Genomic DNA, 19,183 nt, shown 5'->3' with positions numbered 1-19,183 from the left:
GCTTACTCCTCGACAGCCGTATACAACAACGGCAGATTATTCTGAGTGGCAGAGTTCAGTTGTATCACGGTGTGTGGCCCGACAGCACCGTCTGGGCTTAAGCCTTGGCTCAATTGAAAACGGCGAACCTGGCGCACTAAACTGTCATCATAAATAGCCGGTGCCTGATTCAGTGGTGAGCGACCCTGAATTAGCGCCAATTGCTCATCCAGCCAGGCCAACATCGGGCCGGTGCCCCCTGGCTGCAAAATCCCCGTGTAAGCTTCAGGTGTATGCCACAAAACGGCGAACTCGCCATCCAGCCAAAGTTGCAAGTCAGCCAATTTTACCCAATGTGTTTTGCCCACCAGCCTGACCTTGGCCCGGTCCTTATGTACCGATTCCAAGGTGACAAAATATTTCTGTCCCTGGGGGTTAAACAGGCTTAGCACTGCCGGGCGGTTAAGCCGGACTAAGTCATCCAGCCGCGAAACAGTAAACATACAACGCAATCCCTGGCTTTCGGCAAACCGACAAACACCGGGATTATCCCGTGGGTTGTAATCAATATTCCATAGTTTAAGCAGGTCCTGATAAGCCAATACCTGTGTCAGTGCAGCATGTTCGTTATCCTGCCAGGTCCAGTTGGACGGGTTGGATAATTCAGGTATAGCCGGTTCGGACTGTGCCGTTTGATGGTCAGAAACTCCGGCGCTGGCGGCGGAGGCAACAGGCATCTGCTGCGCCTCAGCAACCGGTTTATGCTGCACCGGGGCTACGGTCGATGCGGGGGTTAACTGATCCAGTAATGCCTGGCCCTGAGGGGTAAAGGCAACGCCAACCAGAAGCAGCAGACCGAGTGCCAGCCCTGCAACCTTACCCACCCTGCCAGACTTAACTGCATGTGCCTTGCTGCCTTCTCCAAACACTTCATGAGCCGCTTTGCCCAGCGTTTCGGATCGTACCTTATTCTCTCGCTGCACATAGGTGCCGAGCAGAGCCCGGTCACATACGATATTAACCAGCCGTGGGATACCCTTAGTAAGCTGATACAGGCGCTTAATGGATGCTGCAGGAAACAACTGGCACTCAACACCGGCAATGGACAAACGATGAGAGATATAGCCTGCCAATTCATCCTGCCGCAATGCCCTTAAATGGTAACGCGCCGTGATTCGCTGATTTAACTGCCGTAGTTCCGGACGCTGCAATAAGTCCAATAGCTCTGGCTGGCCAATCAAAATGATCTGCAATAATTTTTGCGTATTAGTTTCAAGATTGGTGAGCAAGCGGATAGTTTCCAGTACATCCACCGACAAGTTCTGTGCTTCATCGATAATTAATACGGTGTGCCGGTTACTGCGATAATTTTCCAGCAAATGCTGATTAAGTGCATCAACATATTCCTTCATCTCACTGGAGCCGCTGTAACTGATCGCCAAATCATCGCAGATGGCGGACAGCAGTTCTTTAACGGTGTATTTCGGGTTCAGCACCAGAGCAATTTCCGTCTGCTCCGGCATCTGCTCCAGCAAGCAGCGGCAGACGGTGGTTTTGCCGGTGCCCACTTCTCCGGTCAGCAAGATAAAACCACCATTACTACCGACCCCATATAGCAGGTGCGCCAGCGCCTCTCGGTGCTGTTCACTCATATATAGGAAGCGAGGATCCGGTGCGATGGAAAAAGGCGCTTCTGTCAGACCAAAATAGTTGTTGTACATCGAGGCCCCGGTGCTGAGAAATACTGCATAGACTTAATGACAGTTTACATCCTAATTGTTAATTCGTTGTGTATTAATATACACAGCACCGGGCACCTGTAAGTTTTTATTAAAGTTTTCATTAAATTTTGTTCAGCTTGTGTACAGTTTACATGCGAAGGTTTCAGTCATAATGACCATCCTGTAACTACAATTAGATACATAAGGACATACCGCGACGGAATTACCCGCTGCACCAGCCCCCCCTAATGGTGACGTCATGAATACGGAATTCTCACTTGCGAACCCAAGTGATACGACGGTTCGTAAAGCGCTCTATCTAGATTTGGCTGAGTATCACCAAAACGACATTGATACCTTTGAGTTTTCAAACTGGGCGATCGACCGGGTGACGAACCTGCATCAGGCTAAATCCCATATGGAGCATTACCCCTATCTTGTCGGCATGGTATACCTCAGTAACCTGACACCTGAACAGCACGAGCAGATTATTACCATCATTAATTCCGACTACACCCGTAGCTGGATTGCTCTGATTGAACATCGCGATCTGCTGGATAGCCAATTCCGGCGTCTGATCTATGAGAACTTCTATGACTACTTCACCCTGCCACTAAAAGACAACTTCCGGTTTTTGAAAACCGTACTGGGGCATGCCTATGGCATCGCCTATTTACGCGCAATAGAGCATGATGCTGCAGAGGAATACACCGAATACTCTGAAATGGTGGGTGCCAGCAACAAAATTCGCCAAGTGTTCGATGGTATTCGTAAAGTCGCCGGTGTCGATGCCCCGGTATTAATCAGCGGAGATACCGGTACCGGCAAAGAAATGGTGGCGCGGGCGATTCATCAACGCTCCGACCGGGCCGAGGGACCTTTTATCGCAGTTAATTGTGGTGCCCTGCCAGATACCTTGATTCACGCAGAGTTGTTTGGCTTTGAAAAAGGTGCCTTTACCGGTGCCTATAAACAGAAGATTGGTAAGATTGAAGCCGCTCAGGGTGGCACGATATTCCTCGATGAAATTGGTGATTTGCCGCTAGAACTTCAGGTTTATCTACTGCGGTTTCTGGAAGAGTCCACCATCGAGCGTCTGGGTGGCAACGACAGTCATCATGTGAATGCCCGCATCATCGCCGCCAGCCATGTCAACTTAGAAGAAGCGGTCGATCAGGGGCATTTTCGCGAAGATCTGTTTTATCGCCTGAATGTACTGAATATCCATGTCCCCTCTCTGGCAGAGCGATTTGAAGATATTGAGCTACTGGCGTATTACTTCTTTCGCAAGTTTTCCGATGAATATGGCTTGAACGCTCAAGGCTTTACCCGCAAGGCATTAATGGCGATGAACAGCCATCCCTGGCCCGGTAATATCCGTGAGATGATCAACCGTATTCGCCGTGCATTAGTCATGACTGAAAACCGTTTGATTACCCCCGCTGACCTTGGCCTTGATCTTGGTTATACACCGGTAGATGTTGTGTCATTGGATGAGGCACGGCAAAAAGCCGAAGAGGTAGCGATCAAAAGCACCTTGCACTACGCCCATAACAATATTTCCAAAACCGCCAAGATGCTGGGCATCTCACGCGTTACCCTATACCGACTCATTGACAAATACGGACTGAAATAAAGCAGGCTGGCCAAAAGCCGCTTTTTGTTTCACTGGCTTTACATTTTCAACCGGCCACAAACCTGCATTAAATTTTATGCAATTGTTTTCATTGCATTTTTTTTATATGGCTCAATCTTTGCGATATTCCTTGCACCATCATTGAATATCGCCCATAGCGGGGCTACCGGTTTGAATATGAAAGAATTGCTACCCAGTACCGAGCATCAGGCTGAAGACGAAGAGTCCGGCACTGTAGTTGCCGCGCAGTTCCGTCCTGTTGCCGGCCGCCACCTGCGGCGTACTAACCACAAAAAATCCAACCCGTCTGAAGTCTTCATTGTCCTTTGGGACGAACTGGACAGTGTCCATCCACACGATCATTTCTGAACTTCGCGTCTCCTTCCCTATTTTCTCCCTGCGTTAACAACTGCCCTCCCACTGCATCCCCCGTGCTGTTTACATGTTGTTAATCTATATCAAACAAACGCTTGTTTTATTCCACAATTGTATAAGACTTGTACAGTTGTAAATGCTAGGATGCACCTAAGTTCACAGATGTGACATGTTGTACAGTCGTTGAACAGGTTTGACGCTGGTAGCAGGCGCCCACCGAGCGGAACGGGTTAGGGGAACACATCAAGGCTGATTATGCGGCTACGGCTGTAACAAAATTCAATACAAAACTTATGTAAGGCGGGTGGGAAAACAGTACCACCTTGAAAGATCCTCTTCCGAAAGGGCACAACCCGAGTAATTGGGTGTCGCAAAGCTCCGGATCCTCCTTGTGAGGATGGCCGAACTACCGAAGGAGAGCGTTTCCGACAGATTTTGCGCGTTGGGGATCTTAGCTTAAATGTTGCGGAGATTCCCATGAAAAAGCGGCTTTCCCTTGTTGCTGTCCTTGGCATGTGTGCCACTGTATATTCTGCAGGCTATCTGCAAACGAGCACCCAATCTTCAGTGCCCGCATTGTCTACTGTTGAAGGACAATTGATCCGAATCGTCGAAGACTTTGCCTCCGGTGATTATCGTGAGCACAACTTCGTACAAACCAGCACGGGTGAACGTATCTCCCTACAAGGACTCGAGTTGCCTGAACATCTTTTAACAGGCCAACCAGTCATCCTGAATAACATCACTGCTGATGCCGGACATAAAGCCGTTGCTGCTGACACCAGCCTGATAGTCATGGGCGCTAATGGTGCCGAGTCCGCCGGCAGCGAAGGCATTCTGAGCGGTAGTTTAGGCGAACGTAAAGTCGCAGTACTGATGGTGAATTTTCAGGATCAACCCAGTGACAAACCCTGGTCCGCTGCACAGGTTGATAACAATGTATTCACTCAGGTGAACGACTTTATTCAGGAAAACTCCTATAACCAAACCTGGTTAAGCGGCAATGTGTTTGGCTGGTATACCGTACCCGTTGATGGTTATGCCGGTAGCTGTCCCTCCAACTGGGATGACCTGGCGATGAATATGGCAACAGGTGCCGGCGTTAACCTAAGTGGTTATGATCACCTGATCTTTATGTTGCCACCGGGCAGCAACTGTAGCACCAATGCTGGCACCATTGGCGGCTCCCCCTCCCGGGCCTGGATCAGCTCGGCGCTGGACACCCGTGTTGTCGCACATGAGTTCAGCCATAATCTGGGGTTGTACCATGCACATGCCATGGACTGCGTAGGCGATACTGAAACCACCAGTTGTACCAATCTAATCTACGGTGACTTCCTGGATATCATGGGTAGCCAGATTGGCCATATGAATGCATTTAACAAAACCCGCCTGGGTTGGCTGGACTATGGTGTATCGCCCGATATTACAACTGTGACCAGCTCTGGCACCTACCAAATTTCGCCGATCGCCAGTAATACCAATGAGGTTAAAGCACTGCGTATCCCACGTGGCACTGACGCCTCCGGCGCACAACGCTGGTACTACCTTGAGTACCGTCAGCCTATCGGTTGGGACAGTGAGCCGTTTGAACCAGGACTGTACAAATACCCTGAAAACATTGCCAATGGTGTCATTATCCACACCGCAACTGAAGGCGATGGCAACAGTAGTTACCTGTTAGATATGACCCCGGAAACCGTCACTGTATTGCCTGGTTTTGACCTTTATGATGCGGCACTGGAAGTCGGTCAGAGCTTTACCGATTCAGACGCGGGCATTACCGTCAATGTCGTCACCAATGACAGCAATGGCATCACCGTTGCCATTGCCATGGATGACCAGCCAGCACCCAGCAATACCGCACCTGTTGCGCAAAATGACAGTGCCACCACCAGCGAAAGTGCTGCAGTAAGCATTGCCGTACTGGCTAATGACAACGATGCCGATGGTGACAATCTGAGCATTACCGGTACCAGTGGTGTGAATGGCAGTGTCAGCATCAGTGGTGGCAATTTGATATTCACCCCCAATACCGGCTTTAGTGGCGTTGAAACCTTCAGCTACAGCATCAGTGATGGTAACGGCGGCAGCGACTCTGCCAATGTCAGTGTTAATGTAACCGCCAGTAACAACGCGCCGGTGGCAGTCAATGACAGCGCCTCAACCCAGGCCAATACCAGTGTTTCGATTGCAGTACTGGCCAATGACTATGATGCGGATGGTGACGCCCTGAGTATTACCGGCACCAGCGGAGTAAATGGCGGCGTCACCATCAGTGGTGGCAACCTGGTGTTTACCCCGGCAAACGGTTTTAGCGGCACTGAAATATTTAACTACAGCGTTACTGATGGCCAGGGCGGTTATGCTACCGGGTCTGTTTCCGTCACTGTCAGTGCCTCAGCCAACAACGCCCCGCTGGCACAGAACGACTTGGTAACCATCAGCAGTAAAACCAGTGTCATCATTGCGGTACTATCCAATGACAGTGACCCAGAGGGTGACAGCCTGAGCCTGGTCAGCTTTGATCAAGGCCGCTATGGCAGCGTGTCCCGCAATGGTAACCAGTTGATTTACACCCCAGGTAAACGCTTTAAAAGCAGTGATACCTTCAGTTATACCATCAGTGATGGCAACCTGAGCGCCAACGCCAGTGTGACCATCCAACTGTCTGACAGCGGTAGCGATGGCACCACCAGCGGCGGCAGTAAAGGCGGCGGTAAAGGTGGCAAGGGCCCCAACAAATAATTGCACAACAAAAAGGGCACCTTACGGTGCCCTTTCTTATTGCAGCAGACCTTTAAGGTAAAGGCAGCAGGTATGGGTTGTCATCGGGATGCGGACAAGCCGATGGCAAGCCTGGGGTGCTTGAGTAACAGATTGAGCAATCTGCATCATCAGATGCAAACACACCTGTACCCGAGAACACACCCTGCGCAGTGACACCTGCGGTGTTACTGAACAATGCTTCTGGTGTATCTAACAGGTCAGCCAGTACGGTGTAGACCGAATGGGTACCCGGATCCCACATCATGGTGTCGCCGGTAGGTGCAGCCGGGAAGTAACACAGTGATAGTGGGTAACTTTCACCTGCCAGCAGATTTGGCAGTGGCATTGGGCTATCCAACGCGACTGTATCTGTCAGCATGACATTGGTGAGCGTTTCATCAGCACCTGTATTGGTGACTGTGATATCAACACAGGCTTCAACACCAAGGATAGTGCCACCGTCATGAGGGACCTCAACCAGACGAATCATTGGGTCACCACAAGATTTCACGATGTCGATAGAAGGCGGCGCAAAATCCGGACAGGTAGTATTGCCGTCATCGCTAACTGATGGCTCGTGCGCAAACTCAGTATCCGCACTGACAGTCACTTCGTTATAACCCGAAGCTGGCAGCGGGCTTGGCACCGTACAGGCCACGTTAATGACCGCAGAAGCGCCTTCAGCCAAAGACACCGGTACATTACTGATATTACAACCCGCAATGGACTCATTGACCTGGAAGTTACTTAAAATACCGTCACCGGTATTGGTTACGGTAACTTCATAGTTATAGGTTGCACCATCAGCACCACCGTTAACTAACACCGGTGCTGCAGGACAGTCTTTGACAACATCGATATCAGGGTCACCCGGAAAATAGCAGAATGAGATATGGCTTAAGCCACTGTTTTTGCCATTTTGGGGGTTAACTGGTGAGTGCAGGTTACCATCCGCATTGATGCCGGAACCGTCATAGTCATACAGGTTACCGCCGATCGGACCACCCTTAACAAAAATACCGTGTATCGTGCCCTGAAAGTTCGACCAGGAAAACGTATTGTTACTGCCCAATACGATAGTTACCCAATCATTATTCAGGTATTGGTCCGGGCTAAGTTTTACCTCCAATAACCCGGGTACATCACCGTAGAGATCTAAACAAGTTAGATTACCCTCATGTACCATAGGCGTAATGCCACCCGGAACCGTAGCCGTTCCGGCGTAGTCCTGAAGGTCCGCATACGCAGTCATACTCCACATCAAAGCCAATACGGCACCGGCAAATCCCAGGCCGCACCGCTTAATGTAAGCAGCTATTGCGTGTTTATTAAGCAGGGACATACCGCTACCCTCCTTTCGCTTTGATTGCTTGTACCAGCGACTTTGGCTGGTACAGACGACCGTTTTCGAAATGCCGCCTTGCGGCGTATCTGCTAGCAGGGAGGCATTCCGCTCCCGCTCTCGTGATCAGGGTCCTTAGACAAAGGCCACAAGGAGCTCAGAAATAGCAATGCATAACTCACACCAGACTGGTATGTACATGAAATACCAAGGTTTTATAAAAGACTAAAATCGGCAAATGACAATAACTGTCAGGAAGGTGTTACATATCCCGAGATAACACCACTTTAGTGTTCAGAATATGTAACGGATAGTACGGCAAGTCACTGAAACAACTTGCCAACCAAACGGTATAACCCTCAGGCGGGTTTTAATTTTTGTAATACACTGTAACAGCCAACCAATATGAGTCCAGCCGCTAATCCTGCCATACCCTCTAACACAATGGTGACAACACTATGCACCCCACCAGACAGGTTAAGCTGAAGTAACATAGCCTCCAGCACATGATGTACCAGAGGTACGGTATGGGTAAGGATGCCACCGCCCACCAGAAACATCGCCAGGGTGCCCACGATGGCAAGCAACTTCATGAGTAGCGGTGCAAAAGTAAGAATAAAGCGACCCAAATGGCGGGTAACTGTCAGCGCGCCGGGTTTCTGGTAAAGGTACAGACCGAGATCGTCCAGTTTGACAATCGCGGCCACCAAACCGTACACCCCGACGGTAATAAGCAGCGCCACAACAATTAACACACTGATCTGCGTGGGCAGAGGTGTAGCAGCCACCACACCCAGCGTAATTACGATAATCTCTGCAGAGAGTATAAAATCGGTGCGAATAGCGCCTTTGATTTTACTCGCCTCATCCAGTGGCTGTGGCGGATGGGCAGTTTTATGTTGACGGTGAAACAGCTTCTCAAGCACTTTTTCAGCACCCTCAAAACACAGAAACAACCCGCCCAGCAATAACAGAATACTCACCGCCCAAGGCAGGAAATAACTGATCAATAGTGCCGCGGGTACCAGAATGGCTTTATTCAGCAGCGAGCCTTTGGCCACGGCCCATACCACTGGCAGTTCACGGTCCGCTTTCACCCCGGATACCTGTTGAGCATTCAGTGCCAGGTCGTCACCCAATACCCCTGAGGTCTTTTTCGCTGCGACTTTACTCATAGCCGCAACATCATCCAGTACGCTGGCTACATCATCCAGCAAGGTAAGCAGTGAAGCGATAGCCATAATTACTCCTTCAGCCCTGTAAACACAGGGGTACACATCAGATCTGTCCGCTGGCGACGGTCAGTCATCCCTGCCCTGAACTATACTGGTTCAACGTTACCACGCAAGGAGATAACCATGTCTGATCATCATACCTATAAGAAACTTGAACTGGTGGGTTCATCCCGCACCAGTATTGAGGATGCCATTCAAAATGCGATCACAGAATGTGGCAAGTCAGTCAAGAATCTCGACTGGTTCGAAGTTGTGGAGACCCGGGGGCATATAGTCAATGGGCAGGTTGGACATTTTCAGGTCACACTGAAAATCGGTTTCCGTATTGAAAGTAGCTAAAGCGTAAATAAACACGACTGTGGCAGCGCCCGGTTTACAGGCAAGGATCAAAACCGGGCATCAAGGCTGAAGTAGCAGAAAACTCCTGCATAAAGGTTTCAAACTCAGCAATCGGCAACGGCTTACTGAACAGGTAACCCTGGTAACAGTCAGTTTCTATCAAGTTTAACAATTGCATCTGGTCGCGGGTTTCCACCCCCTCGGCCACAATTTTCATATCCAACTCATGGGCAATCATGGCAATACCCTTGCAGAGTTGGAAGTCGCGTTTCGATTCGGTTATGCCGTTGATGAATGTGCGGTCAATTTTCAGATAACTGAATGAGTAACGGTTCAAATAAGCCAATGACGAGTAGCCGGTACCGAAATCATCAATGGCAATCTCAACCCCCATCTCCTGATACGCATTCAGTATTTTGTCGGTTATTTCCGAGTGATCCAACAAGAAACTTTCGGTCACCTCAACAATCAGGTTACGCCCTCTGACATCAAAGCTGCGCAAGCTGTTATACAGATGGTTGATGCTTTCATGATAATCGAGAAACTGCAGCGGCGATTTATTAATCGAGATCTGGAAATCATCACCGTATTTACGGGTCCATAGTTTCAGCACCCGTAGGGCTTCTGACACTACCCAGCGACCAATGCTTTTAATCAGACCGTACCTTTCTGCCAACGGAATAAAGACATCGGGCGGGATCATACCCAGTTTAGGGTGGGTCCAGCGTAACAGGGCCTCTGCTTTACCGATGCGCACTGTACCGGCATCAATAATCGGTTGAAAATGCAGTGAAAACTCGTTGCGTTCTAACGCCATACCCAATTCAGTCAGCAACTCATGGTCATCAACGTTTGTGCTCTTTTGAATATTACGGAAAAACATACACTGATTTCGGCCATGGTACTTAGCCTGATACATCGCCTGATCAGCCTGCTGCAGTAATACCTTAGAGTCTTTACCATCATCAGGGTATACCGACACACCAATACTGGCTGACAGTGACAACTCAATCTCATCAATACGAACAGGCGCTTTAAGGTTGCGCAAAATATTTTCAGCAATACGTTCAAGGCCAGAATTGTCCAAGACGCCCGGCAACATGATGACAAATTCATCACCGCCAAGCCGCGCGACGGTATCCGTTGCACGGGTACAGCGATCAAATACTTCGGAAACATGACTAAGAATTTGATCACCAAAATCATGTCCGTAGGTATCGTTGAAAATTTTGAAGTTATCCAGATCTATAAAAAATAGCGCGAAGCGGTGTTTGCTCATTTGCGAGCTATTGATCTGCTGCGCCATTAATTTAAGGAAGTGACGGCGGTTAGGCAGCCCCGTCAGCTGATCCATATAAGCCTGCTTCCAAATCTGCTCCTGGGTAAACACTTCCTGCGTAATATCCCGGGCGATTTTTGAAATACCTACTACCCTGTCATCTTCATATATTGGCGACAGGCTAACCGAGACATGAATCGAACGGCCAGATTTATGCAATCGAAGGGTTCTGAAGTGGTTGATTTTTCGACCCTGGATGATCTGACCAAGAAACACCGCCTCCTCTTCGAGTTTGTCATCGGGAAACAACGTAATAATTGACTGCCCCACCATCTCCTCAGTCTTGTAACCAAACATACGCTCAGCACCGGGATTCCAGCTTTGCACGATGCCATCCAGAGATTTGCTGATGATGGCATCATCAGACGACTCAACGATCACCTCAAACTGCCGCGTAATACGTTCCTGTGTCACCAGTTTAGTGACATCACGGGCGATGGTAGATACCCCGACAATACCGCCATCTTCATTGAACACTGGGGAGATAGTAACGGACACTTCAACCAGGTGACCTGACTTATGCTGCCGTTGGGTTCTAAAGTGCTCAACGCGTTTACCTGCCGCCAGCTTAGCGAGAATTTCCGCTTCTTCATGAGCCCTTTCCGGCGGAAAGATCTTCAGCATTGGCTGGCCAATCATCTCTTCGGCCTTATAACCAAACATGCGCTCTGCTGCCTGGTTCCAGCTCTGCACTATGCCATCAATGGACTTGCTGATAATGGCATCTTCGGAGGTTTCGATAATCGACTGAAAATGACTCTGCAACGCTTCGGCCGCTACCTGCTGACTAATATCCTGGGCAATGTAAGATGCCCCTACAATCAAACCATGGGGGTTAACAATGGGCGACAGGGTGATCGCAACCTGTAGTTGCGAGCCATCCTTATGCTGACGGCGAGTCCGATGGTGCACCAGACGCTTACCCAACAACATATTCTGTAATAATTCTTGATGCTCTGAAATCAGGTCGGCAGGAATAATTTTACGCAGGCTTTGCCCAGTCATCTCAGCAGAGACGTAACCAAACAGCTCAGCCGCAGCGGGGTTCCAACTGCTGACTACACTATCCAGAGACGTAACCATGATGGCATCGTTGGCGGACGCGACAACAGCATCAAACAGCTGCGATTCTGCAGCTTGATCAATATTGGGCGTGTGGACATCCATCCTTGAATGGTTCTGATCTATATCCCTATTGTGTGCTTCACTTTGCCCATTTTCATTGTTTTTATTGCGGTCAAAGGTCGTCATATATCGCCACAGATATTTAGGGAATCTACGCACAAGTCCAAGACTTTCTCTGCGTTACCGAGTTTCGACAGGCAACCAGCATGTCTGTAACCGCTGCCTTGATCTCAAATTGTTCTGAAAGCCAGAGGCGTTTTGGGTTTATTCGTAGGTTCTTTAGCAAAAGAATGATCTAAAGCCTAGCGAGATAACAATTTTGTAGCGTGAAAAAATACACATTTAAATTAAGGTTAAACCAATTTATACGTTATGCAACAATAAGATAGACATTTATTTAATGTAAAAAACAGGTTAAATTTAGGCAAAATTTGAACTAAGTGAATAGTAAAAATTCCATGGGAACACCGGCGCCATTACAGCATAGTTAAGTTAACACTTATATAAGGTAGGTCAACTACAGACACTGTGTAAACGTAACCTGAGAAAAGTTGATCTGGTGCAGATGTAATCGTGCAATCAATCTGTAACCCAATTACGGATCCGCTCTAGCACCAGGTCACGACCACTGCGCAGCGAGGCCAACTCATCATCAGGCAGTGGAACACCGGATTCAGCTTTACGCTTCAACAGTCCGGCCGCCCGACGTGACAACTGCTCAAATGCGGGGAGTACCGCTGCGGGCATCACAGCAAGCGCATCCTCATGCCCCAATACGTGCTGCTGCCAGTCATGAAGGGGATCAAGCGGAGGAAGAATATCCTGATCACTACACAGGTATTTATCGATTGCCTGTAACCAGGATCGGTACTCGACCAGACCAAACAGCGCTGGCATCAACTGCCGATCCAATGACTTCTGTCCCAACCAATTCGACTCGGGTTGCCAGGATTTAGTCCAGGCTATAATGTGCTCTGCAGGCATCGGACGGGCAATGCCAAAACCCTGCGCCTGTTCACACCCCAGCCACAGCAACATTTCGCCTTGTTCCGCCGTTTCGACGCCTTCTGCAATCACCTGCCGACGGAAGGCGCGTGATAACCCCATGACCCCTTCCAGAATTGCCAGATCTTCTGGATCATCCAACATGTCCCGGACAAAACTACGGTCGATTTTCAGTATTTCAGCAGGTAACAGTTTTAAATAAGACAGTGACGAATAGCCGGTACCAAAATCATCCAGGGAGACTAATATGCCCAAGCGACGGCAATCACGTATCACCTGTGACGCATGACTAATATTCTCCAGCGCGCTAGTCTCCAGAACCTCAAGTTCGAGCATGGCAGGACAGACATCAGAGAACTCGGCCATTAAGGTGCGGAGCTGTTCGACAAAATTTGACTGCTGCAGGTGGTAAGCCGCGATATTGACACTGACTGGCAGGTTGAGTTGCTGGCTTTGCCAGGTTCTCACTTGTTGCAGTGCCTGTTTCAGCGTCCACTCACCCAGTTCAATAATCGCCAGATGATCCTCTATATCAGGCAGAAAACTGTCTGGTGAAAGTATTCCGAGTTCTGGGTGCTGCCAACGCAGCAACGCTTCAACACCAATCACTTCACCCGTGCGCATATTCACTTTCGGTTGGTAATAAAGCTGAAATTCAGCCGCGGCAATCCCCTGCCGGATACGTTCAATATTGCGGTGCCGGCCGCGAAGGTGTCGGTCCTGCTCGGCGTCAAATAGACAGTAGCGGTTTTTACCTGACAGTTCTGCCTGATACATGGCCTGATCGGCCTGGCGCAGCAGCTGGTCGGCATCCACTTCTTCTGCTTGCGGATAAAAAGTAACCCCAATACTGGCAGATACCTGGAGGGTATTACCGCCAATATTAATATTTTCAGACACGGCATTGAGTAACCGCTGCAGCAGAGGTAAGCAACTGTCGGGCTCGGGCAGATCCATCATGACAGCAACAAACTCATCACCCCCGAGCCGGGCAATGGTATCGCTGTCGCGCAGAACATTTTTCATCCGATAGGCCAGGCTCATCAAGAGTAAATCACCCACCTTGTGACCGTAAGTATCGTTGACCTCTTTAAAACCATCCAGGTCGAGGAACAGCACGGCAACATGCTCGCCACGGCGGGCATCCTGAATCATAGCGTGGCGTAAACGGTCATTGAGCAGTACCCGGTTTGGCAATCCGGTCAGGGCATCATAATGCGCAATATGCTCCAGTTGTTGCTGCTGTTTTTTCAGCTGGGTGATATCAGTGAACAACGAGACATAGTTATCTACCTCCCCCTGCGCGTTATGTATCGCGCTGATGGTGCGCAGTTCAGCATATATTTCACCATTGCTGCGCCGGTTCCAAATCTCGCCGGACCAGTGTCCATCCTGCAGCAAGGTTTGCCATAGCTGCTCATAAAACTCTTTGCCATGCTCACCGGATCTCAACAGCCGACTGCTTTGACCCACGGCTTCGTCATGACGGTAACCGGTGATGTAGGTAAAGGCATCGTTGACATCAAGGATGACACCGGCAGCATCAAAAATCATGATGCCTTCCCGGGCATGGTCAAAAACACTGGCGGCCAGTTTGAGCTTAGCCGCAGCCTGTTGCTTTTCGGTAATGTCATGCACGATGGTAAAGATCAGTGTACGCCCTTGCATCTCCACCGGTGTGGTATATAGCTCAACATCACGTACTGCGCCATCATGCAGGCGTTGCTGAACCGTGCTTCGGCGCTGCTCACTCAGCATGGCAAGCAAAGCGGCCTGTTCAGAATCTTTAGTAAATACCGTCAAGCCGATAAGACTTAGACCTGTCATGCGTTCTGTGTCATAGCCATAAAACAGCTGCGCAGAATGGTTAGAGGCCACAACCTGACCCGTATCAGGATCGAGCAGTAACATCACCGAATTATTTTGCTCAAAAAAGCTTCTGAATTGAGCTTCGCTGCTGGCAACGTCCTTGCGTAAACGCTCCATCTGCACCAGGTTATGGATCCGGCTCCGTGCGATATTCACATTGACCGGTTTGGTCAGGTAATCCACAGCCCCCAGTTCAAGCCCTTTTGCTTCTTCCTGAATATCACTCAGCGCGGTCACAAACACCACAGGTATATGCTTCAGGCTGTCATCCGCCTTAAGTCGACGGCATACTTCATAACCATCCAGCTCAGGCATCATGATATCCAGCAGAATGATATCCGGTTCCATTTCAGCCGCGAGCAGCAGGCCTTTTAAGCCAGAATTAGCAATATACAGATCGAACTCATTGGCCAGAGCCCGACCCAACATGCGCAGATTGGTCGGATTATCATCAACCATCAGGACTTTTGATCGGGTTTGGCTCATGCGCGATCAACCTCAGACAGCAATAACTGACGCACTGTTTGTAAACGTTCCAACGCATCTTCGAACCGAAATGCATCCACCAGCTTGCCCGTTTCAGTTAATACCTCAGCAGCGGCATATCCTTCAGCCATCTGTTTCAGGGTTGCAAAGGAATCTAACGCGATAAAAGCTCCCTGCTCCAACTGCGCGATTAACAGATCGATGGCAGGCAACAACTCATCCGGCGAACATTTCACAACATCAGCCGGCATGGCTGTTGCTGATGACGCGTTTTCAGCAGTCGGCAGCCAAGTGGCCAGAACACTGTATAAATCCTGTAGCATGACCGGTTTGGTAATGATGTTGTTCATACCCGCAGCATAACAAGCCCGTTGTTCTTCTGGAAAAACATCTGCCGTCATTGCCAGTATCGGGATGGCTGGAAGATCGTTCGTTTGTTCCCAAGCGCGTATCGCCTTAGTCGCTTCGATACCGTCCAATTCAGGCATATGCAGGTCCATCAGCACCAGATCAAACCTCGCGTCAGTTTCAGTTATCTGCTGCACAGCCAGTCGTCCGTTACCAACCCACTGACACTGCAAGCCAATTCTGTCCAGCAGCGCGGCGGCAATATCGCGGTTTACCTCAACATCTTCAACAATCAGCACCTGCCCCTGTAAAGGCTGATCAGCGATATTGACAGGGTCTAGACCAGAAGATTTGGGCAGTGTTTGATCTGACAAGCGAGCCTGCACCCGAAACCAGAAACGGGAGCCTTTGTTCTCTTCACTCTCGACACCGACTTCACCCTGCATCAGTTCAGCCAGGCTGCTGACAATAGACAACCCCAAACCTGAACCACCAAACAGCCGGGTGGTTGAATCATCCGCCTGAATAAAGGGGTTGAAAATATTGCGCTGTTTCTCAGTCGGTATACCGATACCGGTGTCCTTAACCGCAAACTCAAGCACCGCAACATTTTCATCCCGGCTAACCTCAGCACAGCTCAGTTCAACTCCACCCTGCCGGGTAAATTTAATGGCATTGTTTACCAGGTTAGTCAGCATCTGACGTAAGCGATGCGCGTCACCCAAGTAGGCTTGCTGCGCGGGTATCTGATTAAACACGTTTAGGGTTAAACCTTTATCATGTGCAGACTCTAAAAACAGCCGCTGACACTCCTCCATAATTTCTGCCGGCAATAACGCACCCTGTTCAAGCTGCATTTTGCCTGCTTCAACCTTAGACAGATCGAGGATGTCATTTAAGAGTGCGAGTAAGGATTGACCCGAGTGAATGATGGTTCTGGCATAATCAGCTCGTTGCTGGGGCTGTAGGTTGTTATCCTGTAGTAATTGCGCCATGCCCAGAATACCGTTTAATGGCGTGCGCAACTCATGAGACATGGTTGCCAAAAAACGGCTTTTGGCAATATTGGCAGCTTCAGCCTGCTGGCTGGCAAGCTCAAGCTGCGAAGCGGTGCGCTTTAGCGCCGTAATATCGGTAATGGTGCCGATCCAGCCAGTAACAACACCCTCCATATCCATTTCAGGATTAGCCAGGCAGATGACCCACACCGGCATCGCTTCAGGTTCTGCAAAACGAAATTCAGCACGGAAAAAAGCACATGTCTGCTGAGCGGTCAGCCAAGCCTTCATCACCGCCGGACGGTCTTCAGGATGAATCAGCGCGGCCCAGTCAGTACCCAGTTTATCGCGGCGATAACCACTGATCTGCATCCAGCGCGGGCTAAGGTAGATAAATTTACCATCTGCATCAATTTGCCAAACGCCGGACGGTGACGATTCAGACAGCCGTTGATAACGTGACAAACTGTCCGTTAGCGCCTGCGAGGCCTGTTTGCGACGGGTAACATCTTGATGCGTACCCTGCATTAACAGAGGCTTGCCATCCTCAGTCCAGGAGGTAACTTTGCCTCGATCCAGCACCCATACCCAATGGCCAGCACGGTGTTTCATACGGGCCTCTATTTCATAATACGGTGCATCACCAGAGAAGTGTCGCTCCAATGCGGCAGTGGATTCTGCCAGATCATCGGGGTGAGCAAGGTTCAACCATGTATCGATGTTGATCGGCTCCAACTCCTGCAGCCGGTAACCGATAATTTCTGCCCAGCGTTCATTAAAATACGTGGCGCCAGTTTGTATATTCCATTCCCAGATACCCACCCGGGTGGCTTCTAAGACATTTTCAAAGCGCTCAGCTTCACGCTCCAGTTTGAGCCGGGAATCACTCACCAGGGATATCATGCGATTCAGGGTCGCACTAAGTAATGAGGTTTCTTGATAGCGGAAGTCGGGTAACGGTGACAGTGGTATACCGTCGTTATCCTGCTCACCTAAGTGATGAGCAAGCTGGTTAACCGGTTCGACCAATATTCGGCTAACCAGACCCAGCAACATCGAAATAAGAAATAATGCAGCCAGGCCGCTGATCAACAGCGTGCTATACAACGCCGTGCTCAACTGGCTTTTCATCTGGGCATCACTGTTGTAAATAATTATCTGGCCTAGAGACTGGCCATGCTCACCCACCAGAGGCTGGCTTGTTTGCATGAACGCCGTTTGTAACAACGTCTGATGCAGCAGGCTCTCAGGGTCATAATCAACCACCGACTGGTCTGGCAAGCGCAACTTGCCGGTCACGAATTCATCCTGCCCCGTGATTTCTGCCATCAGGTTATCTTTTACAACAAGTGCTTGATGGAACTTACTACCCGTCTCGGTTAGCAACAGTTTCTGGTAGTCATTGACCGCATATGCCGATACCAATGGACTGATATTAATCACCAGACGGTTTAATGCCTCGGCCGTTGCTTCTGTCATCTGCTCTATAATTGCTTCGCGTTGCAAAGAGTATTGCAGCACGCTATGCAGGGCAAAAACCAGGATGACAGTAGCCGCCGTAAAGAGACCAAGGTGGGATAGTAGTGACGGCCGCTTGTGCATACGTTCACGCTGTTTAGTCATGATCTACGCTCGGCGCATTTTCCAACAAGTTATCCTTTATCTGATTGAGGTTGTCAGTGGTGATCGTCAACACCGGGACTTCAATTTCAGCTGACACTGGCACGCCGCGCAAATAATCATCAATCACTCTGACGGCTGTTTCGCCCATTAGCTTAGGCTGTTGCAATGCGCTAGCCAGTAGCGTTCCGTCCGCGATCAATGGCAGAAACTCCGGCAGCGCATCAAAACAGATTAACAGGATTTTCTCTCTGCGACCGCTCTCTTCTACTGCCTGCAAGACTGCCTTGTAATGTTTTCCGCCCTGTAGCCACAGGGCACGCAAATCAGCAAAATTCCGTATTAATTCTTTGGCATAACGGTATGTTTCATTGTAAGAAAATGTTTTCTGCTGGCGGATGCCTGCCATTTTAATATCGGCATATTTCAAAGCCTGAACAAATCCTGCGGTACGTTCTCTGCCGTTGAGTCGAGTTTGCGGAATCGCAATCACCCCCACCCGCCCTGCAGCAATATTGCTTGCATGCATGGCATCCGCCAGAATCGTGCCTAAAGTATAACCGCCCTGATAATTGCCTGATTTAATGAAACTCAGGTATTCACCCTGTTCAGTGCCAATATCGGCAATGACAACCGGTACCCCTGCATTTTTTGCCAGCCTGAGTAATGTCACAGCGGTAGAAGACGTGGTGGGGGAAATCACTAATGCGGCCAGTTCCGACCTGAGCGCCTGAACCGTATTTTCCAGCTCCAGCCTGGCACTGTTTTGTGAGTCGAACAGCAAGACCTCATGGCCACTTGCCTGCGCCTGCAATTGCAGACCTTCGGCCATAGACTGCCAGAATGGGATTGATAGATCCGGCGAGATATAGGCAATTCTTGCGGCATAAGACGTGTTGGCAATAACACAAGTTATGATCATCGCAAAAATCCGCATGAGCAGTTTTGACGTCGATGTATAGGCTTTATCAGGCAAACGCAGTACCAGTCGTTGTGG

The 19,183-nt window shown here is 49.6% G+C and carries 11 protein-coding genes and 1 riboswitch; of the genes, 4 read left to right on the top strand and 7 right to left on the bottom strand.

The genetic code is table 11. The annotated features are described in order from the left end of the window. Positions 1–2: 2 nt before the first annotated feature. Positions 3–1,700, bottom strand: coding sequence for an ExeA family protein (locus ACFVYJ_RS02430; protein WP_419415491.1), 1,698 nt, complete (start codon positions 1,698–1,700; stop codon positions 3–5). Between the two features lie 259 nt (positions 1,701–1,959). Here ACFVYJ_RS02430 and ACFVYJ_RS02425 point away from each other — a divergent pair, with 259 nt between their 5' ends. The 3 genes from ACFVYJ_RS02425 to ACFVYJ_RS02415 all read left to right on the top strand — a co-directional run bounded on the left by ACFVYJ_RS02425 (position 1,960) and on the right by ACFVYJ_RS02415 (position 6,459). Further along, a complete protein-coding gene (locus ACFVYJ_RS02425) occupies positions 1,960–3,336 on the top strand; it encodes a sigma-54 dependent transcriptional regulator (RefSeq protein WP_419415492.1) in 1,377 nt (458 codons plus the stop codon). A gap of 177 nt (positions 3,337–3,513) precedes the next feature. After that, positions 3,514–3,705 (top strand): hypothetical protein, encoded by a 192-nt coding sequence (locus ACFVYJ_RS02420; protein ID WP_419415493.1) that lies wholly within the window; start codon positions 3,514–3,516, stop codon positions 3,703–3,705. A 341-nt stretch (positions 3,706–4,046) separates the two neighbouring features. Beyond that, positions 4,047–4,125, top strand: a riboswitch (cyclic di-GMP riboswitch). Between the two features lie 63 nt (positions 4,126–4,188). Next, on the top strand, positions 4,189–6,459 hold the full coding sequence (locus ACFVYJ_RS02415; RefSeq protein WP_419415494.1) for an Ig-like domain-containing protein: 2,271 nt from the start codon (positions 4,189–4,191) through the stop codon (positions 6,457–6,459). A gap of 52 nt (positions 6,460–6,511) precedes the next feature. Here the strand turns inward: ACFVYJ_RS02415 and ACFVYJ_RS02410 are convergent, their stop codons facing one another. Together ACFVYJ_RS02410 and ACFVYJ_RS02405 are read right to left on the bottom strand one after the other, a co-directional pair. Then, positions 6,512–7,822, bottom strand: a complete 1,311-nt coding sequence (locus ACFVYJ_RS02410; protein WP_419415495.1) for a COG1470 family protein — start codon at positions 7,820–7,822, stop codon at positions 6,512–6,514. A gap of 359 nt (positions 7,823–8,181) precedes the next feature. After that, positions 8,182–9,063, bottom strand: a complete 882-nt coding sequence (locus tag ACFVYJ_RS02405) for a DUF808 domain-containing protein (protein ID WP_419415496.1) — start codon at positions 9,061–9,063, stop codon at positions 8,182–8,184. A 117-nt stretch (positions 9,064–9,180) separates the two neighbouring features. On the opposite strand from ACFVYJ_RS02405, the gene ACFVYJ_RS02400 reads away from it, so the two are divergent. After that, positions 9,181–9,396: a dodecin gene (locus ACFVYJ_RS02400; protein ID WP_419415497.1), complete on the top strand. Its 216-nt coding sequence runs from the start codon at positions 9,181–9,183 to the stop codon at positions 9,394–9,396. A gap of 34 nt (positions 9,397–9,430) precedes the next feature. Here ACFVYJ_RS02400 and ACFVYJ_RS02395 read toward each other — a convergent pair whose 3' ends face one another. The 4 genes from ACFVYJ_RS02395 to ACFVYJ_RS02380 all read right to left on the bottom strand — a co-directional run bounded on the left by ACFVYJ_RS02395 (position 9,431) and on the right by ACFVYJ_RS02380 (position 19,108). Continuing rightward, positions 9,431–11,986 carry a sensor domain-containing protein gene (locus ACFVYJ_RS02395; protein WP_419415498.1) on the bottom strand — a complete coding sequence of 852 codons (2,556 nt, stop codon included), beginning with the start codon at positions 11,984–11,986 and terminating at the stop codon, positions 9,431–9,433. A gap of 453 nt (positions 11,987–12,439) precedes the next feature. Next, complete coding sequence (locus ACFVYJ_RS02390; RefSeq protein WP_419415499.1) at positions 12,440–15,220, bottom strand: EAL domain-containing protein; 2,781 nt, start codon at positions 15,218–15,220, stop codon at positions 12,440–12,442. Beyond that, a complete protein-coding gene (locus tag ACFVYJ_RS02385) occupies positions 15,217–18,189 on the bottom strand; it encodes a PAS domain-containing protein (protein WP_419415500.1) in 2,973 nt (990 codons plus the stop codon). Before ACFVYJ_RS02385 ends, ACFVYJ_RS02390 begins: the two co-directional genes overlap by 4 nt. Next, entirely contained in the window at positions 18,182–19,108 is a 927-nt protein-coding gene (locus ACFVYJ_RS02380; RefSeq protein ID WP_419415501.1) for a substrate-binding domain-containing protein, read from the bottom strand. Before ACFVYJ_RS02380 ends, ACFVYJ_RS02385 begins: the two co-directional genes overlap by 8 nt. Positions 19,109–19,183 lie beyond the last annotated feature (75 nt).

Origin of the sequence: Pontibacter sp. JAM-7 (assembly GCF_048548695.2) — a bacterium.
Taxonomy (GTDB): Bacteria; Pseudomonadota; Gammaproteobacteria; order Pseudomonadales; family Balneatricaceae; genus Neptuniibacter.
The sequence above is the reverse complement of the archived record's forward strand: the minus strand, read 5'-3'. Positions and strand labels throughout refer to the sequence as shown.